Below are 26,925 nucleotides of genomic sequence, written 5' to 3' on the forward strand. Positions count from 1 at the left end.
TAGTTCGAGTGGAAGGCGGGCGACAGAAAATGAACATCGACGCTGGGAACACGGATGAATCCTTCACAGGCCACCAGTATTGTGGAAGACGACCCGATCCGAGCCGACCTGGAACGGCTTTCACGGACAAGCCCACAGTGCTCCTTCATCGACTTCCGACCCAAGGCGCCTGAGGCGACGAGCACCCTCTACATCCGGCGGTTCTCCACCCAGAGCGTGAAGGACGGCCCTAAGGACCACACTGTCACGGGCGTGCACATCGTGCTCGCCAAGGGTCACGAGAACAAGCTCTGGGAGGCGTTCCACGTCGACCGGAGCACGCAGACGATCGACCCCAAGAACCCCAAGGTCGCCGTCGGCTCCCTGCGCATCTACTGCGACACCCTCGAAGTGCACGGGGCCTTCTCATTGCCGGAGGCGGATGTGGACATCTTCGCCCGCCGCCTCATCTGGGCCGACCAGGACGCCAGCATCGACACCTCCCCACTCCCCTGGACATTGAAGCCCAGGGACGCCGTCCGAGGCATCAAGAATGAAACAGAAGACATCCCGGCCGAGGACGGCGCCCACGGGAGGACCGCCGGATCGATCCGGATCTTCGCTCAGAACGTGGAACCATCCGACCCCACGAAGATCCGCTTGATCGCCCGCGGGGGAGACGGCCAGGACGGGGGCCGCGGCGAGCACATGCACCTGGTCGAAAAAATAGAAATCTGGCACGGGGAACTGCCGAACGGAAAGGGAATAGTTGATTTTTTCGACAGTGCACAAAAAAAGCCCCGAGCCTCCCACTACCAAACGTTTTCCACAAGGAAAGGTGGAGGATTTGACACCTACCCTGAGTGGATCTGGGGAAATAAACACCACCTCCCCCCGGGAAAACCCGGAGACGGAGGAAACGGTGGATCCCTGACTACAAACTTCCGCGGCAACCTTGAAAATCTGACCAACCGCGGCGGGAGCGCCGGAATACAGCATGACCCCACCGGCCAAACAAAAGGTCCCCATTGGTCCGTGGCTTACGGGCATTACAGGATCGACCTGCGCATTTACATGACCCCCCAATATCCCAATCAAAGGTACGCCGAGCCTTACCTCCTCACTCAACTGACAGACTCCGCTGTCATTCACTCTTCACCGGGGAAGGATGGCAGCAGCCCGGACCCGGTGTTCCGTGACATCCCCAACGCCTGGGTGCACCCACACGGAATGCAGACGGTGCTGGAGTACGTCCGTGACATGTTCTTGGCGGGAGCCCAAGGCCAGTTGCGGAACATGTTGTCGATCTACAGGCAGGCTCTCTCCCAGTCCCGCCCGGACACCGGCGCCTGGGACGGGGTCGAATCGGAATGGGAGGCCGCACGTACGGAGATCGCCACCCTGCTACTGCGGGATCAGGCCCATCTCGACTACTTCGGCAACCCGGCCGGGTACAGTCCCCTGCTCTCGCTGGCCGGTTCGATCCAGCTGTACAAGGACGAAGCCGGGCGGGCACTGCGGATGATGCTGATCAGTAAGCGGATCAGGGCCGCGGACCGCAGCGCGCGCGAAGCGTCGGACATCCTGGAAGACACGATCGGCGCCGTGAATGCCGACACCGAAGCGGCGGCGGCCCAGGTCAACACCGGTCGGCAGAAGATCGAACAGACCACCCGCTCGCTCAAGGAGCTGGAAAGCGAACTGGAAGGTTTGGCAGCCGAGCTGATCGGGGTGCGCAACAAACTGCTGGCCCAGGCCCAGGCAGACCTGAAGAGGAAGGCCCGGATCAAGTCCTTCTTCAAGCTAGCGGGCGCACTGTGCCAGGTCATCCCCGTGGGCCAGCCGGTCCTGGGCTCCCTGGGGTCACTCGCCGCAGTCGCGTCGGACTTCGCCGGGGACGACTGGGAGACCGCCCCCGCCACGATCGGAAAGATCGGCCCTGTCCTCAAAAAGGGCGGCAATGCCCTGGCCGAGGCGCAAAAGGTGGCCGATAAAGCGGGTGAGGAAACATCGAAAACGCCGCGGAACTGGAGCAGGATCGGTGAGTCCTTGGAATCTGCCTTCTCCTTGGGCTCGGAGAGTCTCAAGGCGCTTCAGGTGCCCAAGACCGAGGTAGAGGCGGCGCTGGCCAAACTCCAGGCCGAGAGCCCGGAGTGGAAGAACTTGTGCGAGAAGATCGAGGTGGCAAACAAGAAGAAGGTGGCCCTGTTCGCCGACCTCCAAGAGGTGATGCACTTGGTGGGTGAGGGCTACAGCCGTTTGGCGGCCAACGCGGGTACGGTCGTGCGTCTTGAGAAGCAGCGGAACCAGAAGATGGCCTCGCTCGACGCGGAGGCGGTGGCAGCCGTGCAGCACATGGAACAGCGCTCCCGGCGCTCCCTCCAGGAATACCTGTATCTCGTGGTCAAGTCCTATGAGGCGTCCCGACTCACACAGCCCACCGTCGATTGGCGGCTACCGGCCGTGACGAACAAGATCGACGACCTGGTGAGCCCGGCCGAGGAATGGGACGCGGCCAAGCTGAACGCCAACGCCGAAGCACTCGATACCGTCTTCCAAAACACCCTGGCAGACATCCGCAAGCAGTTGTTGAAGGGCTACCAAGCTACGGCTGTGAGCAAGAGGCCGTTCACACTTCTGGCGGACCAGACCCCCCGGGAGATCGAGGCACTGAACTCGAAGACGCGCCGAGTCGTAATCGACCCTCTGGAGGCCGGTCTGATCGACCCCGACCAACAGTTCGCTCGGCTGCGCAGCGTCACATTGGACGGTATCGTCCTGGATCGAAAGTGGTCGGAGGCACCCAAGGGCTTCCAAATGCGACTCGAGCTCGTTCCCGCCCGGAAGGGCATCATGCGCCGGGGCAGCGAACTGTACGCCATCAGCTCCGAGTCCCCCAGCCGCTGGGGATGGACCTGCTCCAGGCAGGCCGGAGAAGACCCCCGGATCGAAGCGGACACCAGGAGCCCGGCTAACGACGACATCCTCGACATCATCGTCGGCCCGGGGGGCGAAAAGATCAGGGAGAAGCTCTCGCTCGTGCCGGCGTGGTCGGACCTGACCCTGTCGGTGAAGTTCCCACCGAACCTGCGGGCCTCGCAGCGCCCGAAGATCACCGAGCTGCTTTTCACCATCGAGATCGACAGCGGACCCGCCCCGACCAACCAGAAGGTCCTGACCGTTCGCCCGGAGGGCGGTGTGGGCGACGAGGTGATCACCTGCTCTCCCGAAGACGGGGCTGGTCGAGTGGACGGGCACGGCCCGATGGTGCGGATCTACACCGAGGGTGCGAAGGTCAAGCTCCAGGCTCAGACCGGGTCCGGGAAGGCGGAGTTCGACAGGTGGGAAACCACCGAGGAAGAGATGGACCCCGGAGCGTCTTCCCTTCAGATCGAGCTGGAGAACCATGTGATGGCATGGCCTCGCTGGACCACGCCCGCCCCGGAGAAGCCGGCCCGGGTGCCGGCACAGGCCCGCCCCGGCCAGGCCGGGGCGCCGCAGGCGATCCGGGTGGAGCCGGACACCGCAAGCGCTGTCATCGGGCTGGTCCCCCGCTGGGGAGAGGCCACCGTACTCGAACACGGCACGGGTTGGGACCTGGTGAACTACCGGGGCGTCACCGGGTGGATCGCCACCACCTGAGGACGGCAGCGTGATCGTGTCGGGCGGGGACGCCGTACCTACGGGTTCCCGCCCGGCGCGTATCGCCGCCCGCGGCTGCTCCGAGCCGTCCCGTTTCCGCCGCCGCCTCGCGGCAGGTGCGACCCTGGGCGTCGGCGCCAAGGGGGTCCACAGGCGCACACCTCGGTTCGGTATTCGCCCTATCGGCCGGTTGTCGGGAAGCCGTCCCCACAGGGCGGACGGTGTGTCCGGGGCGATCCGGGCCACCGCGACGGTTCATCCCCGCGTGCGCGGGGCGGACGCCGGCGCGGCCGGTCCGTTCGTCATCATGGACGGTTCATCCCCGCGTGGGCGGGGCTGACAGTTGATGACCTGGGGCGACGCGGGGCGTCGGCTCCGCGTCGCGGGGGTCCGGCGGGTGCCGACCGCCCCCTGACACCATCGCACGTGGGGCTTCGGGGGCTCAAGGGGTGGGGGCGCCAGTGGCCCAGGACCTACGCCCCCAAGGGCGGGTAGTCGAGGTAGCCGCGGTCGTCGCCGCCGTAGAAGGTGGCGCGGTCGGGCCGGTTGTACGGTCCCCCGGCGGCGAGGCGGGCCGGGAGGTCCGGGTTGGCCAGGAAGGCCGAGGCGAAGGAGACCAGGTCGGCGCCCGCGTCCGCCAGGGCGTCGGCCCCCGCCTCGTGCGGCGGCAGCGGCTCCTTGTCCCGGTGGGGGTTGAGGACCAGGGTGTGCGGCCACGCCGCGCGCAGCGCGCGGGTCAGGTCGCGGCGGCCCGGGGCCTCGACCACGTGCAGGTAGGCCAGCGGGACCTCGCGCAGCTCCTCCAGCAGGGCCGTGTACAGGGCGAGGGGGTCGCCCTCCTCGATCCCCTGGGAGGTGCTCGCCGGGGACACGCGCAGCGCCGCCCGGCCGGGTCCGAGGGCGTCGGCCAGGGCGCGCACGAGTTCGACGGCGAACCTGATGCGCCCGCGCACCGACCCGCCCCACTCGTCCGTGCGCAGGTTGGCGCTGGTCGAGAGGAACTGCTGGGTCAGGTAGCCGTTCGCGCCGTGCACCTCGACGCCGTCGAAGCCCGCCGCGAGGGCGTTGCGGGCCGCGTCGACGTGCTCCCGGATCACCCCGCGGATCTCCCCGGCGGTGAGCTCGCGCGGCACCACGGGGTCCTTGCGGCCGGTGGGGGTGTAGATCTGTCCCGGCGCCGCCACGGCGGACGGGCCGACCGGCCGCAGGCCGCGGACGTCCGGGTGGCCGACGCGGCCGGCGTGCATGAGCTGCGCGAAGAACAGCGCGCCGTCGGCCCGGGCCGCCTTGACGACCGGCTTCCAGCTCTCGGCCTGCTCGGCGGTGTGCAGGCCGGGCGTGTCCGGGTAGCCCTGGCCGGTGAGGCTGGGCTGGACACCTTCGGTGACGATCAGGCCCGCCGTCGACCGCTGGCCGTAGTACCGGGCCATGGAGTCGGTCGCGTGCCCCTCGGGGGTGGCCCGGCTGCGGGTCATGGGCGCCATGGCGATCCGGTTCGTCGTCCGGGCCGACCCGATGGTCGACGCCTCGAAGAGTGTCGGCATGTTCTCTCTGTCTCCTGGGGGGCTGTACGTCTCGGCCGGGGCCGTTCCCGTCGGCCGGTCCGGAGCGCCCCGGACCGGCCGTTCGGAGGGTACGGGGAGCGTCCGGACGCGTCACCGCCGGGGTGGCGGTCCGGCCCTCCCCGGCCCTCCCCGGCCCGGGCCGGTGACGTCCCGGCGGTGGGGTGGTGGACACGGGCGGGCCGGTGGACGAGGGTGGCGGTACCGCGAGCGCGCTCGCGGACGCTCACCGTTCGGAAGGGGACGATCTCCGTGTCGCAACGAGTCCGGGGCGTGGTGGCCCGCGCCGTGGGGCAGCCCGTCGAGCTGACGACCATCGTGGTACCCGATCCGGGTCCCGGGGAGGCCGTGGTCGCCGTCCGCACCTGCGGGGTCTGCCATACCGACCTGCACTACCGGGAGGGCGGCATCAACGACGACTTCCCGTTCCTGCTCGGGCACGAGGCCGCCGGGGTGGTGGAGGCGGTCGGAGAGGGCGTGACCGACCTGCGGGCCGGGGACTTCGTGGTCCTCAACTGGCGGGCGGTGTGCGGCCGGTGCCGTGCCTGTCTGCGCGGCCGCCCCCAGTACTGCTTCGACACCCACAACGCAAAGCAGAGAATGACCCTGGAGGACGGCACCGAGCTGTCCCCCGCCCTGGGCATCGGGGCGTTCGCCGACAAGACCCTGGTGGCGGCCGGGCAGTGCACCAAGGTGGACCCGCAGGCCTCCCCCGCGGCGGTGGGGCTGCTGGGCTGCGGTGTCATGGCCGGGATCGGCGCGGCCGTCAACACCGGGGGCGTCACCCGCGGCGACTCGGTGGCGGTGATCGGCTGCGGCGGCGTGGGCAACGCCGCGATCGCCGGGGCGAGCCTGGTCGGGGCGCACCGGATCATCGCCGTGGACGTGGAGGAGCGCAAGCTGCGGTGGGCGCGGGGCTTCGGCGCGCACCACACGGTGAACGCCGCCGAGACCGATCCGGTGCAGGCGATCCGCGACCTCACCGGCGGGTTCGGGGCGGACGTGGTGATCGACGCCGTGGGCACGCCGCGGACCTACGAGCAGGCGTTCCACGCCCGCGACCTGGCCGGGACGGTGGTGCTGGTGGGGGTGCCCACCCCCGACATGCGGCTGGACCTGCCGCTGCTGGACGTGTTCGGCCGGGGCGGCGCCCTGAAGTCGTCGTGGTACGGCGACTGCCTGCCCTCGCGGGACTTCCCGGTGCTGGTGGACTTGTACCTGCAGGGGAGACTGGACCTGGACGGGTTCGTGAGCGAGCGGATCGCGCTGGACGAGGTGGAGGAGGCGTTCGCCCGGATGGAACGCGGTGAGGTGCTGAGGTCGGTGGTGGTGCTGTGAGCGGCGCGCGGGTGGAGCACCTGGTCACCTCCGGGGTGTTCGCCCTGGACGGCGGCGAGTGGCAGGTGGACAACAACGTCTGGCTGGTCGGAGACGACTCCGAGGTGCTGGTGGTGGACGCCCCGCACGACGCCGACGCGATCGCGGCGGCGGTGAGCGGGCGCCGGGTGGTGGCGATCGTGTGCACGCACGCCCACAACGACCACGTGGACGCGGCGCCCGCGCTGGCGGACGCGGTGGGGGCGCCGGTGCTGCTGCACCCGGACGACCGGGTGCTGTGGGACATGGTCCACCCCGACCGGGAGCCCGACGGGGCGCTGGCCGACGGGCGGGAGATCACGGTGGCGGGGACCGTGCTGCGGGTGCTGCACACCCCGGGGCACACGCCGGGCGCGGTGTGCCTGTACGCGCCCGGGCTGGGCACGGTGTTCAGCGGGGACACGCTGTTCCGGGGCGGTCCCGGGGCCACCGGACGGTCGTTCTCGGACTTCCCGACGATCATCGAATCGATCCGGGACCGGCTGCTGGGGCTGCCGCCGCACACGGTGGTGCGCACCGGGCACGGCGACCCCACGACGATCGGCGAGGAGGCCCCGCACCTGAAGGAGTGGATCGAGCGCGGGCACTGACCGGGCGCGGGCGCCGACAGGCGGTGGGCGCCCGCGGCCGCTCTTCGCCCGGGGCGGGGCCGGGTCCGGCCCCGCCTCAGCCTGAGGCGGTGTCCACCATGGCCCAGGCGCCCGGGTCGGCCGGGTCGGAGGTGAAGGCGTAGCGGACCGTGTCCCGGTCCATCGCCAGCAGGGTCACCGACCCGGTCGCCCACACCTTCCCGCCGCCCAGGTCGGCGTGGGCGATGAGGCCGCCGGGGTCGCCGCTGTCGTCCAGGCCCGCCGAACGCGGCGCGGCCTTGGCCGCCTCGGTGATCAGCCGCGGCCACTCCCCCCAGACCTCCTCAAGCGTGCGGGCCGCCGCCAGGCGCGGGTCCGGGCGGGTGCGCGCGAACTCGGGCGTGTGCCGGGCCGCCCGCGGGTCGGCCGGGTCCAGGCCGGTGTTGACGATGACGCTCACCCCGGCCGGGATCCGCCGGGTGTCCAGGCAGCGCCCGTCCCAGCTGTACAGGTCGGCGTGGTGGGCGTCCGCGTCCAGCAGGTGGAACGGCGCGTACAGGGTCGGGTCCTCGCCCTGGAGCGGGTCGCGGACGGGATGGGTCAGGGCGCGCAGCGGCAGTTCGCCGCGGCTGGCCGGGTAGGTGCCCTCCCAGGGCATCTTCCCGTCCCAGGGCCACCCGTTGAGCAGCGCGGCGGTGCGGGGCCGGCCCGGGTCCACCGCCAGCCAGGTGCCGCCGGCCAGGCGGTCGCGTCCGCCGACGAACCCCGGCCGCTCCGGCCAGTGGCGCCCGGGCCCGTCCCAGGGGCGGTCGCGCATCTCGTCCCGGATGGCGGCGATGACCAGGGGTGTGTCGGCGTCGGGGTCGAAACCGACGATGACGGTGCACATGTGGACCTCTACCTACCCGTCTCTCCGGGTCCCCGCGGTGGGACCTCGAAGGCTGGGAACACGGTACCCGGACTCACCCGGGCCGTACACCGCGGCTCCCGGACCGGACCCGTACCCCGCTCCCCGGGCGCCCACACCCGGCCGCCCGCACCCGGGCGTCCGCCCGGGCATCCGCGCTCCCCGGCAGCCGCACCCCGCACCCCCGGCATCCCGCGCCCCACCTCCGGCCCCCGGTGCCTCCGCTCCCGGCGTCCTCCCCCGGCCTCTCCGCCGCCCGCGCCGCGGGCCCGGCCGTCCCACCCTCCCCGCCCGCCTCCCGCGCGCCCCGCGGGCGTTCCCCGCGCACCGGCGTCCGGGCACCCGCTCCGGGCGTGGTGCCGCCCCCACCCGCGTCCGGGAGCGGGCACGACTGCGTCCTGCGTCACCGATCTTCTAGTCTTGTGTCCCTCCCCCACTCCCGAGGTCCCTCCTCGGGGCGTCCCGGGACCGCCGACCGGCCCGGGCGCGCACCGTCCATGTCATCCGCAGGAGCACGTGTGCCCGACAACCACGACCGCCCCGGCGGCGCGGAGGCCGCCCCGGAGCGGCCGTCCCCGCTCTCGACCGGCCCCTCCCGGCCGCCGGAGGAACCCGGACTGTCCCTGTCCCAGGTCTCCGAGCGGGTCGCCGCGGGCCGGACCAACGACGTCCCCGTCCGGGCCAGCCGCACCGTCGCCCAGATCATCCGCGGCAACGTGTTCACCCGCATCAACGCGATGATCGCGGTGCTCTTCGCGATCATCGCCGTGATCGGCCCCGTCCAGGACGGGCTGTTCGCGATGGTCATCCTCATCAACACGCTGATCGGCATCGTCCAGGAGCTGCGCGCCAAGCGGACCCTGGACAAGCTCGCCATCGTCAACGCGGCCCGCCCCCGGGTGGTGCGCGAGGGCGCGGTGGTGCGGGTGTCCGCCCAGGAGATCGTCCTGGACGAGGTCCTGGAGGTGGGCGTCGGCGACCAGATCGTGGTCGACGGCGCCGTCACCTGGTCGGGCGGCCTGGAGGTCGACGAGTCGCTGCTGACCGGCGAGGCCGACCCCGTGGTCAAGAAGCCGGGCGACACGGTGATGTCGGGCAGCTTCGTGGTGGCGGGCACCGGTCGGTTCCGCGCCACCAAGGTGGGCCGGCACGCGTACGCGGCGCGGCTGGCCGAGGAGGCGAGCCGGTTCTCCCTGGTGCACTCGGAGCTGCGTTCGGGCATCAACCGGATCCTCACCTGGATCACCTACGCCCTGTTCCCCATCGGCGGCCTGCTGATCTACAGCCAGCTGTTCATGGGCGGCCACGTCACCCTGGACGAGGGCACCGCGGGCGGGCAGATCTCCGGCCCGCTGGCCGACGCGCTGCGCGGCATGGTGGCGGCCCTGGTGTCGATGATCCCCGAGGGGCTGATCCTGCTCACCAGCATCGCGTTCGCGGTGGGGGTGATCCGGCTGGGCCGCTACCAGTGCCTGGTGCAGGAGCTGCCCGCGATCGAGGGCCTGGCCCGGGTCGACGTGGTGTGCACGGACAAGACCGGGACGCTGACCGAGGTCGGCATGAAGATGGCGGAGATCCGCGACCTGGGCGGCGGCACGGCGGGCGGGCCCGCGCCCACCGAGGTGCTGGCGGCGCTGGCCGCCCACGACCACGACCCCAACGCGAGCATGGCGGCGATCGCCCAGGGGGTGCGGGCCGGCGGGCACCGGGCCCCGGACTGGGAGCCCACGGCGCAGGCGGCGTTCTCGTCGGCGCGCAAGTGGAGCGGCATGGGGTTCCGCACCCCCGAGGGCGACGTGAACTGGGTGCTGGGCGCGGCGGACGTGCTCGCCCCGGGGCACGCGGCCTCCTCCGAGGCGGCCCGGCTGGGCGCCCAGGGGCTGCGGGTGCTGCTGCTGGGCCGCACCCCGCTGCGGGTGGACGACCCGGCGGCACCCGGCGAGGTGGAGCCGGTGGCGCTGGTGGTGCTGGACCAGAAGGTGCGCGCGGACGCCGGGCCCACCCTGGACTACTTCGCCGAGCAGGGGGTGGACGTCAAGATCGTGTCCGGCGACCACGCCGCCTCGGTGGGCGCCGTGGGCCGGGAGCTGGGGCTGCCCGGCGCGGACCGGCCGGTGGACGCCCGGGAGCTGCCCGAGGACCCGGCGGAGCTGGGGCTGCGGGTGGACGACCACTCGGCGTTCGGCCGGGTCACCCCCGAGCGCAAGCGCGACATGGTCAAGGGGCTGCGCGACCGGGGGCACACGGTCGCGATGACCGGTGACGGGGTCAACGACGTGCTGGCGCTGAAGGAGGCCGACATCGGCGTGGCGATGGGCTCGGGCAGCCCGGCGTCGCGGTCGGTGGCGCAGCTGGTGCTGCTGGACGACCGGTTCGCGGTGCTGCCGCGGGTGGTGGCCGAGGGGCGCCGGGTGATCGGCAACATCGAGCGGGTGGCGAGCCTGTTCCTCACCAAGACCGTGTACACGATGGTGATGGCGACGATCGTGGGGCTGCTGGCGGTGGCGTACCCGTTCTTCCCGCGGCACGCGACGCTGATCAACGCGGTGACGTTCGGCATCCCGTCGTTCTTCCTGGCGCTGGCGCCCAACACCGACATCGCCCGGCCGGGGTTCGTGGCGCGGACGCTGCGGCTGGCGGTGCCCTCGGGCATGGTGGCGGGGCTGGCGGCGGTGACCACCTACCTGCTGGTGCTGGGCGGGCGGACGGTGCCCGACCCGGCGGACCGGACGGCGGTGGTGATCACGCTGTGCACGACGACGCTGTGGGTGCTGCTGCTGGTGGCCAAGCCGTACGTGTGGTGGAAGGTGGTGCTGGTGGGGTCCATGGTGGGGCTGCTGACCCTGGCGATGGCGACCCCGCTGGGCCGGTGGTTCTTCGACCTGGACGTGAGCCAGCCCGGCAAGCTGCTGACCGGCCTGGCGGTGGCGGGCGTGGCGATCGCGGTGATCACGGTGATCCGGGTGGTGGACGACCGGGCGATGGCCCGCTCCGAGGCCCGGGCCGCCGAGGAGGCCGAACGCGAGCCGACCCCGGTCTGACGGACGCGGACGGCCGTGTCGCCCCGGGGGGCGGCACGGCCGTCGCCGTGTGTACGGTCGGGGGGAACAGGAGGAGGAACCCATGGACGAGACCGACCTGCGGCACCTGCGCCGGGCGGTGGAGCTGGCCGGGGAGGCCCTGGACGCCGGAGACGAGCCGTTCGGCTCGGTGCTGGTGGCGGCCGACGGGACGGTGCTGTTCGAGGGCCACAACGAGGTCTCCGGCGGCGACGGCACCCGCCACCCGGAGCTGGCCATCGCGCAGTGGGCGGCGTCCCGGATGCCGGTGGAGGAGCGGGCGGCGGCGACGGTGTACACCTCGGGCGAGCACTGCCCCATGTGCGCAGCGGCGCACGCCTGGGCGGGGCTGGGCCGGATCGTGTACGCGAGCTCGTCGGAGCAGCTGACCGCGTGGCGGGAGTCCTGGGGGCTGCCGCCCGGCCCGGTGCGGCCGCTGCCGGTCACCGAGGTCGCCCCGGACGTGCCCGTGGAGGGCCCGGTCCCCGAGCTGGCCGAGGCCGTCCGCGCCCTCCACGCCCGCTTCGCGGACCGCTCCTGACGGGTCAGACGACGGGTGGGCGGTCGGCGGCGAGGATGTCGACGCCCTCGGCCTCCAGGAGCTCCTCGAAGGCCTCCGGGCCCTCGGCGAGGACCAGCTCGGCCTCGGCGGCGTGGACGGGCAGCAGCCACAGGTACCGGACGCCGCCGGGGGCCTGCTCCAGCAGCGGCCCGTAGGGGTAGGGCGGGCTGACCAGCAGGTGCTCCATGCGGGAGCCTCCCGTCCAGGGGCGGCCGAGGTGCAGGACCGAGCCGGCGTCGACCCGGTACTCCTCGAACGAGTTGAAGTGGGCGACCGCGGCGAGCGTCTCGGCGTGGTCGTCGGTCCCGGAGGGAGCCATGAGCACGAATTCCAGGCCGCCCAGGGCGGAGGCGCCGACCGTGGCGTAGTTCCACCCGCTCCCCTGGGCCACGCGGTAGGCGGCGAAGTCCGGGAGCCGTTCCAGGACCGGGCCGTCCTCCCGGGCGACCGGCTCCAGCTCCCGCCCCGGCCAGAACCCGCGCAGGTGCTCCTCCAGCTCCGCCGTCCCCGCCCCTGCGCCCACCGCTGCTCCCGCCGTCGTGCTCCACCGGACCGGTGCCGTTCTACCGTGCCCGCCGCCCGGTTGTCACACCGGCCGCCCCGCACGGCGGCGCGGGACGGCCGGTGCGCTCACCCCTCGCGGATGGTCATGCGGGTGATGGTGTCGCCGTCGACGGCGAAGGTGAACTCGCTCGGCCCGTTGGCGTGGTTGGACCGCCAGTCCCCCACGACCCGGACCCCGTCCGGGGTGTCCTCGACCGATTCCACGGCCAGGACCCCCTTGGAGCCGATGAACTCCTTGGCGCTCCAGGCCGCGATCTCCTCCCGGCCCAGGAACTCGCGCCCCCAGTCGTCCACCACGGCGTCGTCGGCGAAGGCGTCCAGGGCGGCCTCGTCGTGGGCGTTCACCCGGTCGAAGAACGTCGCCACCGGCTCGGGGATCTGCGTGCTCACATCGTCTCCTTCGTGTTCGGGCCCGGATGCGGCTCCGGGCACGGCCTCGTTCCCCCGCGACCGCGTTCAGGCCGGGGCCATGACCGCCTCGACCGTGATGGGCAGGTCGCGGAACCTGCGCCCGGTGGCGTGGAAGACCGCGTTGGCGATGGCCGCGGCCATCCCCACCTGGCCGATCTCCCCGACCCCCTTGACGCCGAGCGGGTTGACCGCGCGGTCCTCGACCTCGATCATCTCCACCCGCACGTCCGGGGCGTCGGCGTTGACCGGGACCAGGTAGCCGTCCAGGCCCGCGTTGAGCCAGCGCCCCCGGTTCGGCTCCATGTGCGTGGCCTCCAGCAGCGCCTGGCCCAGCCCCCAGAGCATGCCGCCCATCAGCTGGCTGCGGGCGGTCCTGTAGTTGAGGACCCGGCCCGGGGCGAACACCCCGAGCATCCGGCGCACCCGGACCAGCCCCAGGTCGGGGTCGACGGCGACCTCGGCGAACTGGGCGCCGAAGGTGGCCGTCCCGTACTCCCCCTGTTCCGGCGGCGCCCATTCGCCCAGGGCCTCGGCGTCGAAGGTCATGTGGCGGCCGAGCATCTCCCCGTAGGTCTCCCCCGCCCCGGTGTCGGGCCGGACCATGCGGCCTCCGGACACCCGGACGGCGGCCGGGTCGGCGCCGTGCAGGGGCGAGCCGGGGTCGGCGACGGCCTGGGCGACGAGCCGCTCGCGCAGGGCGGTGGCGGCGGTGTGGGCGGCGGCGCTGATCGCCCCGGCCCCCGCGGAGCCGACGGCGGCGACGGTGGTGGGCAGGTCGGTGTCGCCGTAGTGGGCGGTCACGGCCTCGGCCTCCAGGCCCAGGGCGTCGGCGGCGACCTGCCGCAGCACGGTGCCGGCGCCGGTGCCGAAGTCGGAGCAGCCGGTCTCGATGACGGCGCGCCCGTCGGCGTACACGCGGGCGCGGGCCCTCTGCGGGTTGAAGACCCCGACCACCGGGTAGATGGCGCCGGCCATGCCGGTGCCCAGCACCCAGTGGCCGTCGCGGGCGGCGCCGGTGACCGGTGCCGGGTCGCGGTCGGCCCAGCCGAAGAGCTCGGCGCCCAGCGTGTAACACTCCCGCAGACCCTTGCTGGACCAGGGCCTCCCGCTCTCGGGGTCGAGGTCGGCGTGGTTGCGCAGCCGCAGCTCGATGGGGTCCATGCCCAGTTCGTGGGCGAGCTCGTCCATCGCGGTCTCGATGACGAACGCGCCGGTGGCCTCGCCGGGCGCCCGCATGAACGTCGGCGTCATGGTGGCGGCCTCGAACAGGTGGTGCGCGCCCTCGAAGGCGGGGCACGCGTACATGCGGTTCACCGCCCCCATGGACGGTTCGGCCCAGTCGTCGAAGGGCGAGGTGGGCGACGTCTTGGAGTACCGGATGGCGGTGAGCCGCCCGTCGCGGGTCGCCCCCAGGGTGATCGTCTGCTCCTGCTCCTCGCGGTGCCCGGTGTTGGTGAACGTCTGGGCGCGGTTCAGCGCCAGGGTGACCGGCGCCCGCACGTGCCGGGCGGCCATCGCCGCCAGGGTGGGGTGCGCCCAGACCATGGCCTTGGAGCCGAAGCTGCCACCGACGAACCCACTGATCACCCGCACGTCCGAGGGCGGGATGCCGAGCAGCTGCGCGACGGTGAGCCGGGTGGCGGTGGGCCCCTGGGTGGAGTCGTACAGCGTGAGCCCGGAGCCCTCCCACACGGCGGTGGTCGCGGACGGCTCGATCGGGTTGTGGTGGTTGGCCGCGAAGTGGTGGGTGTTCTCGATCCGCACGTCGGCGCGGGCCAGGCCCGCCTCGACGTCGCCGCGCTCGATCCGGCCGGGGGCGAACCCGCCGAAGATCCGTTCGGGCTCGTAGGCGTCCCCGCGCCCCTGGGCGAGGGTGGCGACCCAGGGCTCCTCCTCGTAGGAGACGTCGACCAGCCCGGCGGCGTACTCGGCGCGCTCCAGGGTGTCGGCGACCACGAGGGCGACGGGCTGGCCCGCGTAGTGGACCCGGTCGTCCTGCATCGGGAAGAAGCTCTGCCCGTGCGCGGTGGTGCCCGCCAGCGACGGGATGAGGTGCGGGGCCTCGGCCACCCGGGGCAGGTCCAGGTGGCTCAGGACGGCGGCGACCCCTTCGGCGGCCCGGGCGGCGGACGTGTCGATCGCGGTGATCCGGCCCCGGGGGATCCGCGCGCCCACCAGGACCGCGCGCAGGGTGCCGGGCGGCCCGTGCTCGGCGGAGTAGCGGGCGGCGCCGGTGACCTTGGCGCGGGCGTCGACCCGGTCCATGCCCCGGCCGATCTGCGGTGGAATGGTCATGCCGCCCCTCCTGCGATACGGGACGCGACGGTGGTCAGCGCCCGGACCATGGTCCTCTCGGCCAGTGCGATCTTGAAGCCGTTCATGGAGCGCGGGACCGCGTCGGCCATCTCGGCCGCTGCGGCGCGGGCGAACGCCTCGGCGGTGGCCGGGGCGCCGATCAGGATGTCCTCGGCGCGGCGGGCCCGCCAGGGCTTGGTGGCGACCCCGCCCAGGCCGATGCGGGCCTCGGCGACGGCGTCGCCGTCCATGCGCAGGGCCGCGGCGCAGGAGGTGAGCGCGAACTCGTAGGACTCCCGGTCGCGCACCTTGAGGTAGTGGGAGGCGCGGGCCATCGGCAGGTCGGGCAGGTCGATGCCGGTGATGAGCTCGCCGTGTCCGATGGGGTGCTCGCGGTCCGGGGTGTCCCCCGGGAGCAGGAAGAAGTCGTCGAACGCGACGGAGCGCTCCCCGGCCGGCCCGCGCAGCCGCACCACCGCGTCCAGGGCGGTGAGGGCCACGGCCGCGTCGGAGGGGTGGGTGGCGATGCAGTGATCGCTGGTCCCCAGCACGGCGTGGTCGCGGTTGACGCCCGGGATCGCGGCGCAGCCGCTGCCGGGCGCGCGCTTGTTGCAGGCGCGGTCGCCGTCGCGGAAGTAGGCGCAGCGGACCCGCTGCATGAGGTTGCCGCCCATGGTGGCCATGTTGCGCAGCTGGGGCGAGGCGCCCTTCTCCAGGGCCTCCGCCACCATGGGGTAGCGCTCGCGGACCGCCGGGTGGGCGGCCACGTCGCTCATCCGGGCCAGTCCGCCCAGGCGCAGCCCGCCGCCGGGCGGCTCCTCGACGGCGGCGATGGGCAGGTCGTTGATGTCGACGACGCGGCGCGGCCGGGCCACCCCGATGCGGAGCATGTCGACCTGGGTGGTGCCGCCGGCCAGGTACTCGCTGCCGGGGTCCCGGGCGACCTCGGCGATGGCGGCGTCGACGTCGGTCGCGCGGGTGTAGGCGAAGGGCCGCATCACCGGTCCCCTTCCGCTCCGGCGCCGTCGCGGACGCTGCGCACGGCCCGCCGGATGTTGGGATAGGCGGCGCAGCGGCAGAGGTTGCCGCTCATCCACTCGGCGATCTCGGCGTCGTCGCCGGTGTGGCCCTCCTCCAGCAGGGCGACCGCGGACATCAGCTGCCCGGGGGTGCAGTACCCGCACTGGAAGGCGTCCTCCTCGACGAAGGCGCGCTGCACGGGGTGCAGTTCGTCGCCGTCGGCCAGGCCCTCGGCCGTGGTGATCTCCCGGCCCGCGCAGGCCACGGCCAGGGTCAGGCAGGAGAGCACGCGGCGGCCGTCGACGTGGACGGTGCAGGCGCCGCAGGCCCCCTGGTCGCAGCCCTTCTTGGGGCTGGTCACGCCCAGGCGCTCGCGCAGGGCGTCCAGCAGGCTGACCCGGGGTTCGACGGCGACCCCGCGACGGGTGCCGTTGACGGTGAGCAGGACGTCGACCGGTCCGGGTCCCAGGTCGCCGCGTTCCTCGGCGCGGGCGGCCTGGCGGGGGACGGTGGGGACGGCGGTGCCCGTGCGGCCGGGCTCGCGGGGCGTCATGACGCCCTCCCGGCGGCGGATCGGGCGGATCGGACGGCGGACATGGGGCTCCCCCTCGGGCGCGGACGTGCACGCGGCGGCCGCCGCCCGTCACGGGCGGGTGACGGCCGCCGTGTTCTCGATCTCTGTGGATGCTCGCACCGTTCGGTCCGCCGCCGCGTCCACGGGGCGCCAAGGTCGGGTAAAACACCGGCCCCCGGGCCCCGGGGGCCGGTCGCGGTCAGGCCGGCCGTTCGCTGTCCAGGAACGCCATCTGGGCGGCCATGTAGCGGTCGCCCGCCGCCGCCCCGGCCGGGACGGCGGCCTCGATGGCGGCCAGGTCCGAGGCGGAGAGCTTCACGTCCTGCGCGCCCAGGGCCTCGGACAGGCGGTCGCGGCGCCGGGCGCCCACCAGCGGGACGATGTCCTCGCCGCGGGAGGCGACCCAGGCGATGGCGACCTGGGCCACGGTGGCGCCGAGCCCGTCGGCGACGGCGCGCAGCCCCTCGACCAGGCGCAGGTTGGCGGCGAGCTCCTCCCCCTGGAACCGGGGGCTGTGGCCGCGGAAGTCACCGGCGGCCAGGGCCCGCTCGGGGCTCCAGTGGCCGGAGAGCAGGCCGCGGGAGAGCACCCCGTAGGCGGTGACGCCGATCCCGAGCTCGCGGGCGGTGGGCAGGATGTCGGCCTCGATGCCCCGGGAGAACAGGGAGTACTCGATCTGGAGGTCGGCGATGGGGTGGACGGCGGCGGCCCGGCGCAGGGTCTGCGCCCCCACCTCGGACAGGCCGATGTGGCGCACGTACCCGGCCCGCACCATCTCGGCGATGGCGCCGACGGTGTCCTCGATGGGGACACCCGGGTCCAGGCGGGCGGGCCGGTAGATGTCGACGTGGTCGGTGCCCAGGCGGCGCAGCGTGTAGGCGAGCCGGTCCTTCACCCCGGCCGGGGTGGTGTCGTAGGGCGCGTGCTGGAACGCCCCGCCGGGCTGCTTGCGGGCGCCGAACTTGACGCTGATGACGGCGTCGTCGCGGGAGCGGGTGCGCAGGGCGTCGCGGATGAGGAGTTCGTTGTGGCCCTCGCCGTAGAAGTCGCCGGTGTCGATCAGGGTGATCCCGGCGTCCAGGGCGGCGTGGACGGTGGCGATGCCCTCGGCCTCGTCGGCCGGGCCGTACAGGTCGGACATGCCCATGGTGCCCAGGCCCAGGGCGGAGACGGTGGGGCCGGTGGTGCCGAGCGTGCGCTGGTTCATGCGCTTCCCTTCGCCGACGGGTCGCGGACGGACCCGTTGGTATCGCTGATAACAAGTGAACGATATCAGAGATACAAACCAAGGGAAACAGTTTTCTGTTATCAGCGATACCAAGCGGGGGTCCGGACACGGGACGGGGCCCGCCGAGGGACGGACGCTCGGCGGGCCCCGTCGCTCCCGGCGGACCGGGAGGGAGGGTGGTCTGGTCAGTCCTTCGTGTCGTCCTCCGGCTCGAAGCGGCCCTGGATGACCCGGCCGCGCGAGGTCGCGGGGCGCTCCTCCCCTCGGGCGGCACCGGCCCCGGCGCCGCCGGAGGGGCTCTGCCCGAAGGGACTCTGCCCGAAGGGGCCCTGGCCCGGCACCCGCACGCCCTGGGCCAGCAGCTCCTCCTCCATGCGGTCCTGCATGCGGCGCATCCGCCGCTGGGCCCAGCCGGCGAACGCCCAGCGCAACAGGGGGCGGGTGAACGGCAGCACCAGCAGCAGGCCCACCGCCGCGGTGAGGAAGCCCGGGATCACCAGCAGGACGCCGCCGGCCATGAGCATGAGCGGGTCGAGCAGCCCGCCGCGCGGCTGCCGCCCCGAGCGCAGCGCCTCGTCGGCGTCGCGGAAGGCCCGGGTCCCGGCCCGGCGCAGCACCGCCACGCCCAGCACCATGAGGGCGACCAGCGCGGCCAGCGTCCATGGGACGCCGATCCAACCGCCGACGACGATCATGAGCCACACCTCGACGAAGGGCAGCGCCATGAGTGCGAGCACTGTCAGGATCGGCATACGGAACCATCCTCGGGGTCGTACGGGCCGGTGAGGTCCTCCCTCACCGGGAAGAACGCCCCGCCGGCCCGCATGGTTCCCCGGCCGCCGCCGTCCGCCTCCGGGCGCGGGTCACTCCGGGCGGGCCCCGCGGGCCCTGCGGGAGGCGACCACCGCGACGGCGACGGCCGCCAGGCCCACGGCGGCCAGCAGCGCCTCGGGGGCCGCGCCCAGCCGGGTGGCGAGGGTGGGGCCGTCGGCGGCGGTGAGCTCGGCGATGTGGATGTCGGCCTCGGCCTCGGGCGATCGGTAGGCGACCGTGCCGTCGGGGTTCACGACCGCGCTGATGCCGCTGGTGGACACCACCACGGCGGGGCGGCCGTGCTCGACCGCGCGCAGCCGGGTGATGGCGAGCTGCTGGTCGGACTGGCCGGTGAAGTTGTAGTTGGCGTTGTTGGTGGGGATGACGATGATCCCGCCGCCCGCGGCCACGGACTCGCGCACCGGCGCGTCGAAGGCCACGTCGAAGCAGATGCCCACGGCCAGGGTGGTGCCGCCGATCTCCACGGCGCCGGGCTCGGTGCCGGGGATCGCGTCGGAGCTGACCTGCTCCAGGCGCTGCACGAACCGGGTGAAGAAGTCGCGGTAGGGGATGTACTCGCCGAAGGGCACCAGGAAGCGCTTGTCGTAGATCTCCCCCGGCCCGGTCTCGGGGTCCCACACCACGCTGGACACGTACCGGGTGCCGTCGTCGTTGAAGCGGCTCATCCCCCACAGCAGGGGCACCCCGGCGTCGGCCGCGGCGGCGTCGATGATCTCGCGGGCGGCCGGGTCGCGGAAGGGGTCGATGTCGCTGGCGTTCTCCGGCAGCAGGACGAGGTCCAGTCCGGTGCCCTCGGCGCGGGCGGCCCCGGCCAGCTCGTGCACGCCGTCGGCGTGGTTGCGCAGGACCTGCATGCGCTCGCCCGCGATGGACATCTCCCCGACGTTGGGCACGTTGCCCTGCACCATGCCCACGGTGACGGTCTCCCCCGCCGGGGGGCGGCCGACGGCCGGGGCGACGGTGCCGCAGAGCACGACCGCTGCGGCGGCGGCCAGGGCGAGGGCCGCGGCGGGCAGGCCGGCCCGCGGGCCGCGCGCGACGACCCGCAGCAGGGCCCACAGCAGCAGGCCGCCGGTGAGGGCGACGGCGAAGGTCACCAGCGCGGAGGAGCCCAGGGCGGCGTATCCGGAGAAGGGCGTGTCGGGCTGGGCGAAGGCGAGCTTGCCCCAGGGGAAGCCGCCCAGCGGCCAGCGGGCGCGCACGGCCTCCTGGGCGACCCACAGGGCGGCGGTCCACACCGGCCAGCCCGGCAGCCGGGCGGCCAGGGCGATGCCCATGGCCATGGGCAGGTAGTAGACGGTCTCGGCGGCGGCGATGAGCAGCCACACGTCGGTGCCGAACACGTCCTGCCACCGCACCAGCGGGACCATGAGGGCGGCCCCGGACAGGACTCCCAGCCAGGCTGCGCGGCGCATCCGGGCCCCGGCGACGGCGAAGAGGAGCAGTGCGGCGCTCAGCGGCCCCAGCCACCACAGACCGTAGGGGGGCAGGGCGAGCAGTTGGGCCAGGCCCGAGCCCGCGGCGGCGAGGACGCGCCACAGGAGGTCGTACCGTCCCCAGCGGTGACCGAGGGGGAGGACGCCGGCCACTGGGCCTCTCACCGGCGCCGTGGGCGCCTGGGGGCCGGCGGCGGGGGCCCCGCCCCGCTCCGTGTGTTCGGTGACCACGTGGGGTCTCGCTTTCCGCAGGTGTGGTGAGGGTGTGCGGTCAGCATATTGGGGGGACGCGGAAAAGGCCCGAGCCACCCTTCGGACCGGCTCCGTCCCGTCGGCGGCGAGCTCGGAAGACCGTTGTCTACTGGATGTTCGGGCCTTTTCCGGGTCCAACCCCCCGCCCGGTCGCGCTACTTCCGCCCCTCACCCGATCCCGGCTGCACCTGGCGCGTGATGCAGCGTCCGATCGGACGAGTGGGGGCCGCACAACCGGTCCGTCCAGTGCTGGACTGGTCGTTAGGTTACCCAGACTCCCCAACCGGATGCCTCAACCCGGCCGCCGTGTCGTGGCGGCCCCGCAGAGTGTCCGTCGGGGAGGAAGTGGTGAACCGTCGGACAGGCTAACGCACCTGGGGCCGCCATGCCAGTTGAGCACTCCGGGTTTCAGTCTGACCGCAATCAGATCGACTCCGATCCGACTATGGACTTTTCGATCAGAATCCTGTCTGATGTGATCAGCAAAGCAGTCCGGTTCGATCAACCCGAACACGAACCGGTCCGGGTGACCCGGGTCGACGGCCACGAGACCCCTGTCACCCCCGACCCGATGCAGCGGAGCACAGACATGGCGGAGATCGTCCTCGAGGGCGTCGACAAGATCTACGGCGGCGGCGTCAAAGCCGTCGACGACCTGAACCTGCGGATCGAGGACGGCGAGTTCATGGTGCTCGTCGGCCCGTCCGGCTGCGGCAAGTCCACCGCGCTGCGCATGATCGCGGGCCTGGAGGAGATCTCCGCCGGCACCCTGGTCATCGGCGACGAGATCGTCAACGACCGCCCGCCCAAGGACCGCGACATCGCGATGGTCTTCCAGAACTACGCGCTCTACCCGCACATGACCGTCGAGCAGAACCTCGCCTTCGGCCTGAAGCTGCGCAAGGTCCCCAAGCCCGAGATCGCCCGCCGCGTGCAGGAGGCGGCCGAGATGCTGGGCCTGGAGCCCTACCTCAAGCGCAAGCCCGGCGCCCTCTCCGGCGGCCAGCGCCAGCGTGTGGCCATGGGCCGCGCCATCGTCCGCGAGCCGCAGGCCTTCCTCATGGACGAGCCGCTGTCCAACCTGGACGCCAAGCTCCGCGTCCAGATGCGCGCCTCCCTCAACCAGCTGCACGAGCGCCTGGGCGTCACCACCGTCTACGTCACCCACGACCAGATCGAGGCCATGACCCTGGGCGACCGGGTCGCGGTGCTGCGCGACGGCCGCCTCCAGCAGGTGGACACCCCCAAGCGCCTGTTCGACGCCCCGGTCAACCTGTTCGTCGCCGGGTTCATCGGCTCCCCCGCCATGAACTTCGTGGACGCCTCGCTGACCTCCGAGGGCGGCGGCGCGGTGCTGAAGTTCGCCGAGCACACCCTGCCGGTCCCCGCCTCCGTCCTGGACTCCCGCCCGAACCTGCGCGAGTACCTGGGCCGCGACATCATCCTGGGCATCCGCCCGTCGGACTTCAGCGACGCCGAGCTCGACGGCAACGGCGACCCGCGCATCCAGGTCACCGCGGACGTCACCGAGGAGCTGGGCACCGAGATCAACGTGATCTTCACGGTGGACGCCCCGCCGGTCCGCCACGAGGACGCCGCCGCCCTGGCCAAGGACGCCGCGGGCGACGACTCCGACGGCGACGCCGCGCTGCCGCTGGGCGCGAACCGCTCGTTCTTCACCGCCCGCGTGAGCCCGCGCAGCCAGGTGCGCCCGGGCAGCACGATCACGCTCGCGGTCGACGTCAGCCAGCTGCACTTCTTCGACCAGGAGACCGGCCTGGCCATCGGCCACCCGGACAACGTCTGACGCGGACTCGGACGGGGTGTCGACTCCCGAGGTGGCCGGGCGGTCCTCTCGCCACTGACGCCCGGCACCTGACACCCCTGCCCTGCGGCGCCCCGCTCCGAGCGGGGCGCCGCCCTTTCACGTGCGCCGCCCTCCTCCCGCTTCCGTCCGCACCGGTACCCCGTTCCGCGCGGATAGGGTCGGTCCGAATCCCGGGGGGCGCGGTCCGCCACCGTCCCGGCCTGCGGACCTCACCTTCTGGCAAGGCCCGTGTCACCTCCGGGTGAGCCGGTTCTTTCTTGACCGTCCGACACGGCGAGCCGAACGATGTGAGGGTGCGCAACCGAGCCCCCGGAGTCGCCCTCGTCCGCGAACCCTCGTCCGTCGTGGACACCCTGCACGGCCGCCCCGTGCCGGACCCCTACCGATGGCTGGAGTCCGCCGACGACCCGCGGACGCTGCGGTGGCTGGAGGAGCGGGCCCGCGACCACGCCCGCGAGGCCGCCGGGTGGCCGCTGCGCGACCGGCTCGCCGAGCGCATCCGCTTCCACCTGGACGCCGACCTGTGGTCGGCGCCGGTGCACCGCCCCGGGCTCGTCATGGCCACCGTGCGCCCGTCCGGGGCCGAGCACCCGCGCCTGGTCGCCTTCGACGTCCCCGCCGGCCTCCCCGCCGGGACCGCCGCGGCCGCCGCCGCGGTGCGCGCCGACCGGGCCCGGGTGGTCTACGACCCGGCGGCGGCCGACCCCAGCGGACGCACCACCCTGGACGCCTGGGAGCCGGACCCCACCGGGCGCCTGGTCGCGGTGCAGACCTCCACCGGCGGGGTCGAGCGCGGCGTCCTCCAGGTGCTGCGCACCGCCGACGGCATCCCGATCGGCCCGCCGGTGCGCGGGGTCCGCTACTCGCACGTGGCCTGGACGCCGCAGGGCCCGCCCGCGTTCTACTACGTGCGGCGCGACGACGAGGGCGGCACCCGCGGGGTGTGGCTGCGCCGGGCCGCCGACGGCACCGAGGCGTTCGTGCGGGCCTGCTCGGGGCCGGGGACCGTGCCCGGCGTGCGGGTCCTGGGCGGGCGGCTGCTGCTGTTCACCGAGAGCCACGGCACCGGGCACCGCACCGACCTGTGGCTGGCCGACCTGGAGGCCGGGCCGCCGCAGGCGCCGGACTTCCGGCCGGTCCAGGTGGGGGTGGAGGCCGAGACCGAGGCCGACCTGGGCCCGGACGGGCTGCTGTACCTGCGCACCACCCTGGACGCCCCCTGGCGGCGGATCTGCGCCGCGCACCCGGACCGGCCCGGGCCGGAGCACTGGCGCGAGGTGGTCCCCCAGCAGGAGGGCGGCACGTTGGACGCGTTCGCCCCCTGCGGCACCGCCGACGCCCCCGAGCTGCTGGTGGTGCGCACCCGGCTGGGCATCGACTCCGCCACCGTGCACGACGCCAGGACCGGGGCCCCGGCGCGCACCGTCGACCTGCCCGGCGAGGGCATGGTGAGCGGTCCGGCCGCCGCTCCCGACGGGGCCGTGTACCTGGGCTACGCCGACGTCACCGCCCAGCAGCGCGTGCTGCGCCTGGCCCCGGGCTCGGCCCGCCCGCTGCCCTGGCCCGCCGGGGCCGCCGCACCGCCGCCCGCGCCGGAGGTGGAGCGCACCGTGCTGTGGTGCCGCTCGGCCGACGGCACCCGGGTGCCCGTCACCGTCCTGACCGCGCGCGGCGCCGCCGCGAAGGCCCCGCCCCCCGGTTCCGGGGCGGGGCGGCCGGCGGAGCCGCTGCCGACGCTGCTGCACGCCTACGGCGGGTTCGGCCGTCCGCGCCGGTTCGGGTTCAGCGCGACGGTGCTGGCCTGGCTGGCCTCGGGCGGGCGCTACGCGGTGGCGCACGTGCGCGGCGGCGGCGACATCGGCCGCGAGTGGCACCTGGCCGGGGCCGGGCGCGGCAAGCCGCGCGCGGTGCAGGACCTGGTGGCGGCCGCCGACGCCCTGGTAGCCCGGGGCCTGTGCGTCCGCTCGGGGCTGTGCCTGTCCGGCGGCTCCGCCGGCGGGCTGCTGGTGCTGGCCGCCGCCGCGGCCCGGCCCGACCTGTGCTCGGCGGTGATCGCCTCGGCGCCGCTGGCCGACATGGCCCGGTTCGAGCACCTGGGCCTGGGGCGGATGTGGACCCGCGAGTTCGGGACCGTCGCCGACCCCGACGACTTCGCCGCCCTGATGTCCTACTCGCCCTACCACCGGGTCTTGGAGGGCGCGGTGCGCACGCCGGGACTGCGGTACCCGAGCGTGCTGCTCACCGGGTTCGCCGGGGACACCCGGACCGACGCCGCCCACCCGCGCAAGATGTGCGCGGCGCTGCTGGCGGCGGCCCGGCCCGAGGACGGGCGGCCACCGGCCCTGCTGCGGTACGAGCGCGACGTCGGGCACGGCCCGCGCGCGGTCGGCCGCGCGGTGGGGCTCGCCGCGGACGCGCACGCGTTCGCGGCCCACCGAACGGGGCTGTCGCCGCGCCGCCCGGCGCGGGGCCGGCCCTGGTCCTAGAGGAAACCCACACGGAAAGCGAGGTGCGGCACATGGACCCCATCGAGGTCGAGGTCGAGGAGCTGGCCGAGGTGACCTCCCGCGACATCACCGCGGGCGGCGACAGCGACGGTACCGACTCCAGTTCCGACTTCATCTGATCCCATCCGCACCCGCCCGGTCCGGCCGTGTCCGGGCCGGGCGGGCCCCTTCGCCGTTGAAAGGCGGGAACCCAGTGACCGATCCCGGCCACCTGTTCAGTGAAGGGCTGTGCGGCGCCGTGGGCCGGAAGGCCCTGACCGCGCGGCTGTCGGAGGAGTTCGTGTTCGCCGACCTGGGCGCGGACGCGGTGCGCTCCCTGGTGACGTTCGACGACCTCAACGCCCTGTTGGCGGCGTGCGCCCCCGAGCCGCCGCGGCTGCGGCTGCACAGGGACGGCTCCCCGGTCCCGGTGGACCGGTACACCGAGGTGGGGACGGCCTCCCGGGTGACGCGCCGGGTGGTGCGGCCCGAGGCGCTGTACCGGGAGCTGCGCGCCGGGGCGAGCCTGGTGCTGGACGGGCTGGACCGGATGCACCCGCCGGTGGCGGCCGCCTCCGACGACCTGATGCGGCTCGTGCGCGAGCGCGTGCAGGCCAACATGTACCTGATCTGGGGCGAGTCGCGCGGGTTCGACACCCATTGGGACGACCACGACACGGTGATCGTGCAGGTGGAGGGGACCAAGCACTGGCAGGTGCACGGCCCCGGGTCGCGCCCCCACCCGATGAAGAACGACGTGGACCACGCGCACACCCCGCCGCGGGACGCCGACGGCGAACTCCAGGTGGTGTGGGAAGGGGTGCTGCGGCCCGGGCAGGTGCTGCACGTGCCCCGGGGCTGGTGGCACACGGTGACCGGGACCGGCGACGTGAGCCTGCACCTGACGTTCGGGTTCACGCGGGCGACCGGTGTGGACTGGGCCGAGGCCCTGGTGCGGCGGCTGTTCGAGGAGGAGGCGTTCCGGCGGGACCTGCCCCGGTTCGCCGACCCGGACGTGCGGCGCAAGCACCGGCGGGAGCTGGCGGCGCGGCTGGCGGAGCTGGCCGAGGAGGCCGACCTGGACGCGTTCCTGGCCGAGCGGGACGCGCGGTTCCCGCGGCGCACGTCGTTCTCGCTGCCCTGGCCGGTGGAGGAGGGCGTGCCGGGGCCGGACGCCCGGGTGGAGTTCGTGCCGATCCTGCCGCCGCCGGCGGCCCGCGAGGGCGACCGGGTCGCCCTGTCGGTGGGCGGCCGCCGGTACACGTTCCCGGCGGAGGTCGAGGACGTGCTGGGGGTGCTGGCCGAGCGGCGGTCGCTGACGGTGGCGGAGCTGGCCGGGGCCGCGGGCACGGCGCCGGAGCGGGCCGCGCAGGTGGTGTCGGTGCTGGCCCGCCACCACCTGGTCCTCATCCGCTGAACCGCCTGACGGGGGCGGTGCCGCGCCGGGCGCGGCACCGCCCCCGTCACGTCCCGCCCGCCCGCTTGGCCCGCACGTACACCTCGATCCCGTCCAGGATGCGGCGGATGCCGAAGTCGAGTTCCTCCGCCGGGCCGCCGGAGCGCTCGTCGGCCTCCCCGGCCTCCTCTTCGAGGATGTGCTCCTCGAGCATGCGGGCGATGGTGGGGAACTGCTCGGCGGTCACCACCCTGCGCAGCCCGAGGCTGTAGTCGCGCTCGCTGTCCACCATGGTGCCCCCCGCGGCGCGGGCGGCGCGCGACATGTCCGCCTCCAGGCGCGCGGTCTCCCGGGTGACGGCCGAGAGCAGCACCAGCATCTGGAGCGCCTCACCGATGTCCAGGCCCGAGGCGACCAGCTCCCGCAGGCCCGACTCCATCCAGCGCAGGCCGTTGGGCCCGCTGGGAGGCCCGGAGATGCCGACGTACACCGACCAGGGGTGGGCGCGCGACATGTCGATGGCGCGGTGGCACCACTCCTCCAGGCCGGCGCGCCAGTCGCCGTCCTCGCGGGGGCCGGGGGGCTCGCCGTCCATGGCGGCGTCGAGCATGAGGACGAGCATGTCCTCCTTGCTGTCCACGTGCCGGTACAGGGACATCGTGGTGTAGCCGAGCTCCTTGGCCACCCGCTGCATCGAGACCGCCTCGATGCCCTCGGTGTCGGCGACGGCGACCGCCGCGCGGACCACCGCCTCCCGGCTGAGGCGGGGCTTGGGACCGCGCCGGGCGGGCGCCGTGTCCAGCCCCCAGAGCAGTTCCACATCCCGCGCCATCCGGCTCTTGCGCTCGTCCTCGGTCGTCATGGGCCACCAGTCGTCGGGGTCGTCGTTGACACCATCCTAGAACTGTGTATTACTTACACCAATAAGTGTGTCACATAAACAG

19 protein-coding genes are annotated in these 26,925 nt (G+C 73.5%); 8 read left to right on the forward strand and 11 right to left on the reverse strand.

Annotated features, from left to right (window positions below):
• Positions 1-54 precede the first annotated feature (54 nt).
• Positions 55-3,621: an SH3 domain-containing protein gene (locus tag ABZ249_RS00205; RefSeq protein WP_355255040.1), complete on the forward strand. Its 3,567-nt coding sequence runs from the start codon at positions 55-57 to the stop codon at positions 3,619-3,621.
• Positions 3,622-4,094: 473 nt separating this feature from the next.
• Here ABZ249_RS00205 and ABZ249_RS00210 read toward each other — a convergent pair whose 3' ends face one another.
• A complete protein-coding gene (locus tag ABZ249_RS00210; protein WP_355255043.1) occupies positions 4,095-5,165 on the reverse strand; it encodes an alkene reductase in 1,071 nt (356 codons plus the stop codon).
• A 270-nt stretch (positions 5,166-5,435) separates the two neighbouring features.
• Between ABZ249_RS00210 and ABZ249_RS00215 the strand changes: the two genes are divergently transcribed.
• A complete protein-coding gene (locus ABZ249_RS00215; protein ID WP_355255046.1) occupies positions 5,436-6,521 on the forward strand; it encodes an S-(hydroxymethyl)mycothiol dehydrogenase in 1,086 nt (361 codons plus the stop codon).
• On the forward strand, positions 6,518-7,150 hold the full coding sequence (locus tag ABZ249_RS00220) for an MBL fold metallo-hydrolase (RefSeq protein WP_355255049.1): 633 nt from the start codon (positions 6,518-6,520) through the stop codon (positions 7,148-7,150). Before ABZ249_RS00215 ends, ABZ249_RS00220 begins: the two co-directional genes overlap by 4 nt.
• Positions 7,151-7,226: 76 nt before the next feature.
• Here the strand turns inward: ABZ249_RS00220 and ABZ249_RS00225 are convergent, their stop codons facing one another.
• Positions 7,227-8,018 carry an NRDE family protein gene (locus ABZ249_RS00225; protein WP_355255052.1) on the reverse strand — a complete coding sequence of 264 codons (792 nt, stop codon included), beginning with the start codon at positions 8,016-8,018 and terminating at the stop codon, positions 7,227-7,229.
• Positions 8,019-8,653: 635 nt separating this feature from the next.
• On the opposite strand from ABZ249_RS00225, the gene ABZ249_RS00230 reads away from it, so the two are divergent.
• Both ABZ249_RS00230 and ABZ249_RS00235 read left to right on the forward strand, forming a co-directional pair.
• Entirely contained in the window at positions 8,654-11,077 is a 2,424-nt protein-coding gene (locus tag ABZ249_RS00230; protein ID WP_355255989.1) for an HAD-IC family P-type ATPase, read from the forward strand.
• 82 nt (positions 11,078-11,159) lie between these two features.
• Positions 11,160-11,636, forward strand: coding sequence for a nucleoside deaminase (locus ABZ249_RS00235; RefSeq protein ID WP_355255055.1), 477 nt, complete (start codon positions 11,160-11,162; stop codon positions 11,634-11,636).
• A 4-nt stretch (positions 11,637-11,640) separates the two neighbouring features.
• On the opposite strand, the gene ABZ249_RS00240 is transcribed toward ABZ249_RS00235, so the two are convergent.
• The 8 genes from ABZ249_RS00240 to lnt form a co-directional block, all read right to left on the reverse strand.
• The gene (locus tag ABZ249_RS00240) at positions 11,641-12,180 is read right to left on the reverse strand and encodes a suppressor of fused domain protein (protein WP_355255058.1); all 540 of its coding nucleotides are present in this window, start codon (positions 12,178-12,180) and stop codon (positions 11,641-11,643) included.
• 107 nt (positions 12,181-12,287) lie between these two features.
• The gene (locus ABZ249_RS00245; protein ID WP_355255061.1) at positions 12,288-12,611 is read right to left on the reverse strand and encodes a nuclear transport factor 2 family protein; all 324 of its coding nucleotides are present in this window, start codon (positions 12,609-12,611) and stop codon (positions 12,288-12,290) included.
• 66 nt (positions 12,612-12,677) lie between these two features.
• A complete protein-coding gene (locus ABZ249_RS00250; protein ID WP_355255063.1) occupies positions 12,678-14,927 on the reverse strand; it encodes a xanthine dehydrogenase family protein molybdopterin-binding subunit in 2,250 nt (749 codons plus the stop codon).
• Complete coding sequence (locus tag ABZ249_RS00255; RefSeq protein WP_355255066.1) at positions 14,924-15,925, reverse strand: xanthine dehydrogenase family protein subunit M; 1,002 nt, start codon at positions 15,923-15,925, stop codon at positions 14,924-14,926. Before ABZ249_RS00255 ends, ABZ249_RS00250 begins: the two co-directional genes overlap by 4 nt.
• A complete protein-coding gene (locus ABZ249_RS00260) occupies positions 15,925-16,500 on the reverse strand; it encodes a (2Fe-2S)-binding protein (protein ID WP_355255069.1) in 576 nt (191 codons plus the stop codon). Before ABZ249_RS00260 ends, ABZ249_RS00255 begins: the two co-directional genes overlap by 1 nt.
• A 220-nt stretch (positions 16,501-16,720) precedes the next feature.
• On the reverse strand, positions 16,721-17,728 hold the full coding sequence (locus ABZ249_RS00265) for an aldo/keto reductase (RefSeq protein WP_355255072.1): 1,008 nt from the start codon (positions 17,726-17,728) through the stop codon (positions 16,721-16,723).
• Between the two features lie 206 nt (positions 17,729-17,934).
• Positions 17,935-18,501 carry an FxsA family protein gene (locus tag ABZ249_RS00270; RefSeq protein WP_355255075.1) on the reverse strand — a complete coding sequence of 189 codons (567 nt, stop codon included), beginning with the start codon at positions 18,499-18,501 and terminating at the stop codon, positions 17,935-17,937.
• 111 nt (positions 18,502-18,612) lie between these two features.
• The gene (gene lnt, locus ABZ249_RS00275) at positions 18,613-20,172 is read right to left on the reverse strand and encodes an apolipoprotein N-acyltransferase (RefSeq protein WP_355255078.1); all 1,560 of its coding nucleotides are present in this window, start codon (positions 20,170-20,172) and stop codon (positions 18,613-18,615) included.
• A gap of 688 nt (positions 20,173-20,860) precedes the next feature.
• Between lnt and ugpC the strand changes: the two genes are divergently transcribed.
• The 3 genes from ugpC to ABZ249_RS00290 all read left to right on the forward strand — a co-directional run bounded on the left by ugpC (position 20,861) and on the right by ABZ249_RS00290 (position 26,002).
• Complete coding sequence (gene ugpC, locus ABZ249_RS00280; protein WP_355255992.1) at positions 20,861-22,078, forward strand: sn-glycerol-3-phosphate ABC transporter ATP-binding protein UgpC; 1,218 nt, start codon at positions 20,861-20,863, stop codon at positions 22,076-22,078.
• Between the two features lie 314 nt (positions 22,079-22,392).
• Entirely contained in the window at positions 22,393-24,585 is a 2,193-nt protein-coding gene (locus tag ABZ249_RS00285; protein ID WP_355255081.1) for a prolyl oligopeptidase family serine peptidase, read from the forward strand.
• A 214-nt stretch (positions 24,586-24,799) separates the two neighbouring features.
• Entirely contained in the window at positions 24,800-26,002 is a 1,203-nt protein-coding gene (locus tag ABZ249_RS00290) for a cupin domain-containing protein (RefSeq protein ID WP_355255084.1), read from the forward strand.
• Positions 26,003-26,048: 46 nt separating this feature from the next.
• Here the strand turns inward: ABZ249_RS00290 and ABZ249_RS00295 are convergent, their stop codons facing one another.
• Positions 26,049-26,843, reverse strand: a complete 795-nt coding sequence (locus tag ABZ249_RS00295; RefSeq protein WP_355255087.1) for a TetR/AcrR family transcriptional regulator — start codon at positions 26,841-26,843, stop codon at positions 26,049-26,051.
• Positions 26,844-26,925: the final 82 nt, after the last annotated feature.

This window comes from Nocardiopsis sp. NPDC006139 (assembly GCF_040614155.1).
Classification (GTDB): Bacteria; Actinomycetota; Actinomycetes; order Streptosporangiales; family Streptosporangiaceae; genus Nocardiopsis; species Nocardiopsis changdeensis.

Excerpts from the sequence above, each read along its gene's own strand:
- ABZ249_RS00270 (WP_355255075.1), bottom strand. The coding sequence starts at position 18,501 with ATGCCGATCCTGACAGTGCTCGCACTCATGGCGCTGCCCTTCGTCGAG.
- ABZ249_RS00235 (WP_355255055.1), top strand. The coding sequence starts at position 11,160 with ATGGACGAGACCGACCTGCGGCACCTGCGCCGGGCGGTGGAGCTGGCC.
- ABZ249_RS00295 (WP_355255087.1), bottom strand. The coding sequence starts at position 26,843 with ATGACGACCGAGGACGAGCGCAAGAGCCGGATGGCGCGGGATGTGGAA.
- ABZ249_RS00255 (WP_355255066.1), bottom strand. The coding sequence starts at position 15,925 with ATGCGGCCCTTCGCCTACACCCGCGCGACCGACGTCGACGCCGCCATC.
- ABZ249_RS00225 (WP_355255052.1), bottom strand. The coding sequence starts at position 8,018 with ATGTGCACCGTCATCGTCGGTTTCGACCCCGACGCCGACACACCCCTG.
- ABZ249_RS00250 (WP_355255063.1), bottom strand. The coding sequence starts at position 14,927 with ATGACCATTCCACCGCAGATCGGCCGGGGCATGGACCGGGTCGACGCC.
- ABZ249_RS00205 (WP_355255040.1), top strand. The coding sequence starts at position 55 with ATGAATCCTTCACAGGCCACCAGTATTGTGGAAGACGACCCGATCCGA.
- ABZ249_RS00210 (WP_355255043.1), bottom strand. The coding sequence starts at position 5,165 with ATGCCGACACTCTTCGAGGCGTCGACCATCGGGTCGGCCCGGACGACG.
- ugpC (WP_355255992.1), top strand. The coding sequence starts at position 20,861 with ATGGCGGAGATCGTCCTCGAGGGCGTCGACAAGATCTACGGCGGCGGC.
- ABZ249_RS00265 (WP_355255072.1), bottom strand. The coding sequence starts at position 17,728 with ATGAACCAGCGCACGCTCGGCACCACCGGCCCCACCGTCTCCGCCCTG.
- ABZ249_RS00260 (WP_355255069.1), bottom strand. The coding sequence starts at position 16,500 with ATGACGCCCCGCGAGCCCGGCCGCACGGGCACCGCCGTCCCCACCGTC.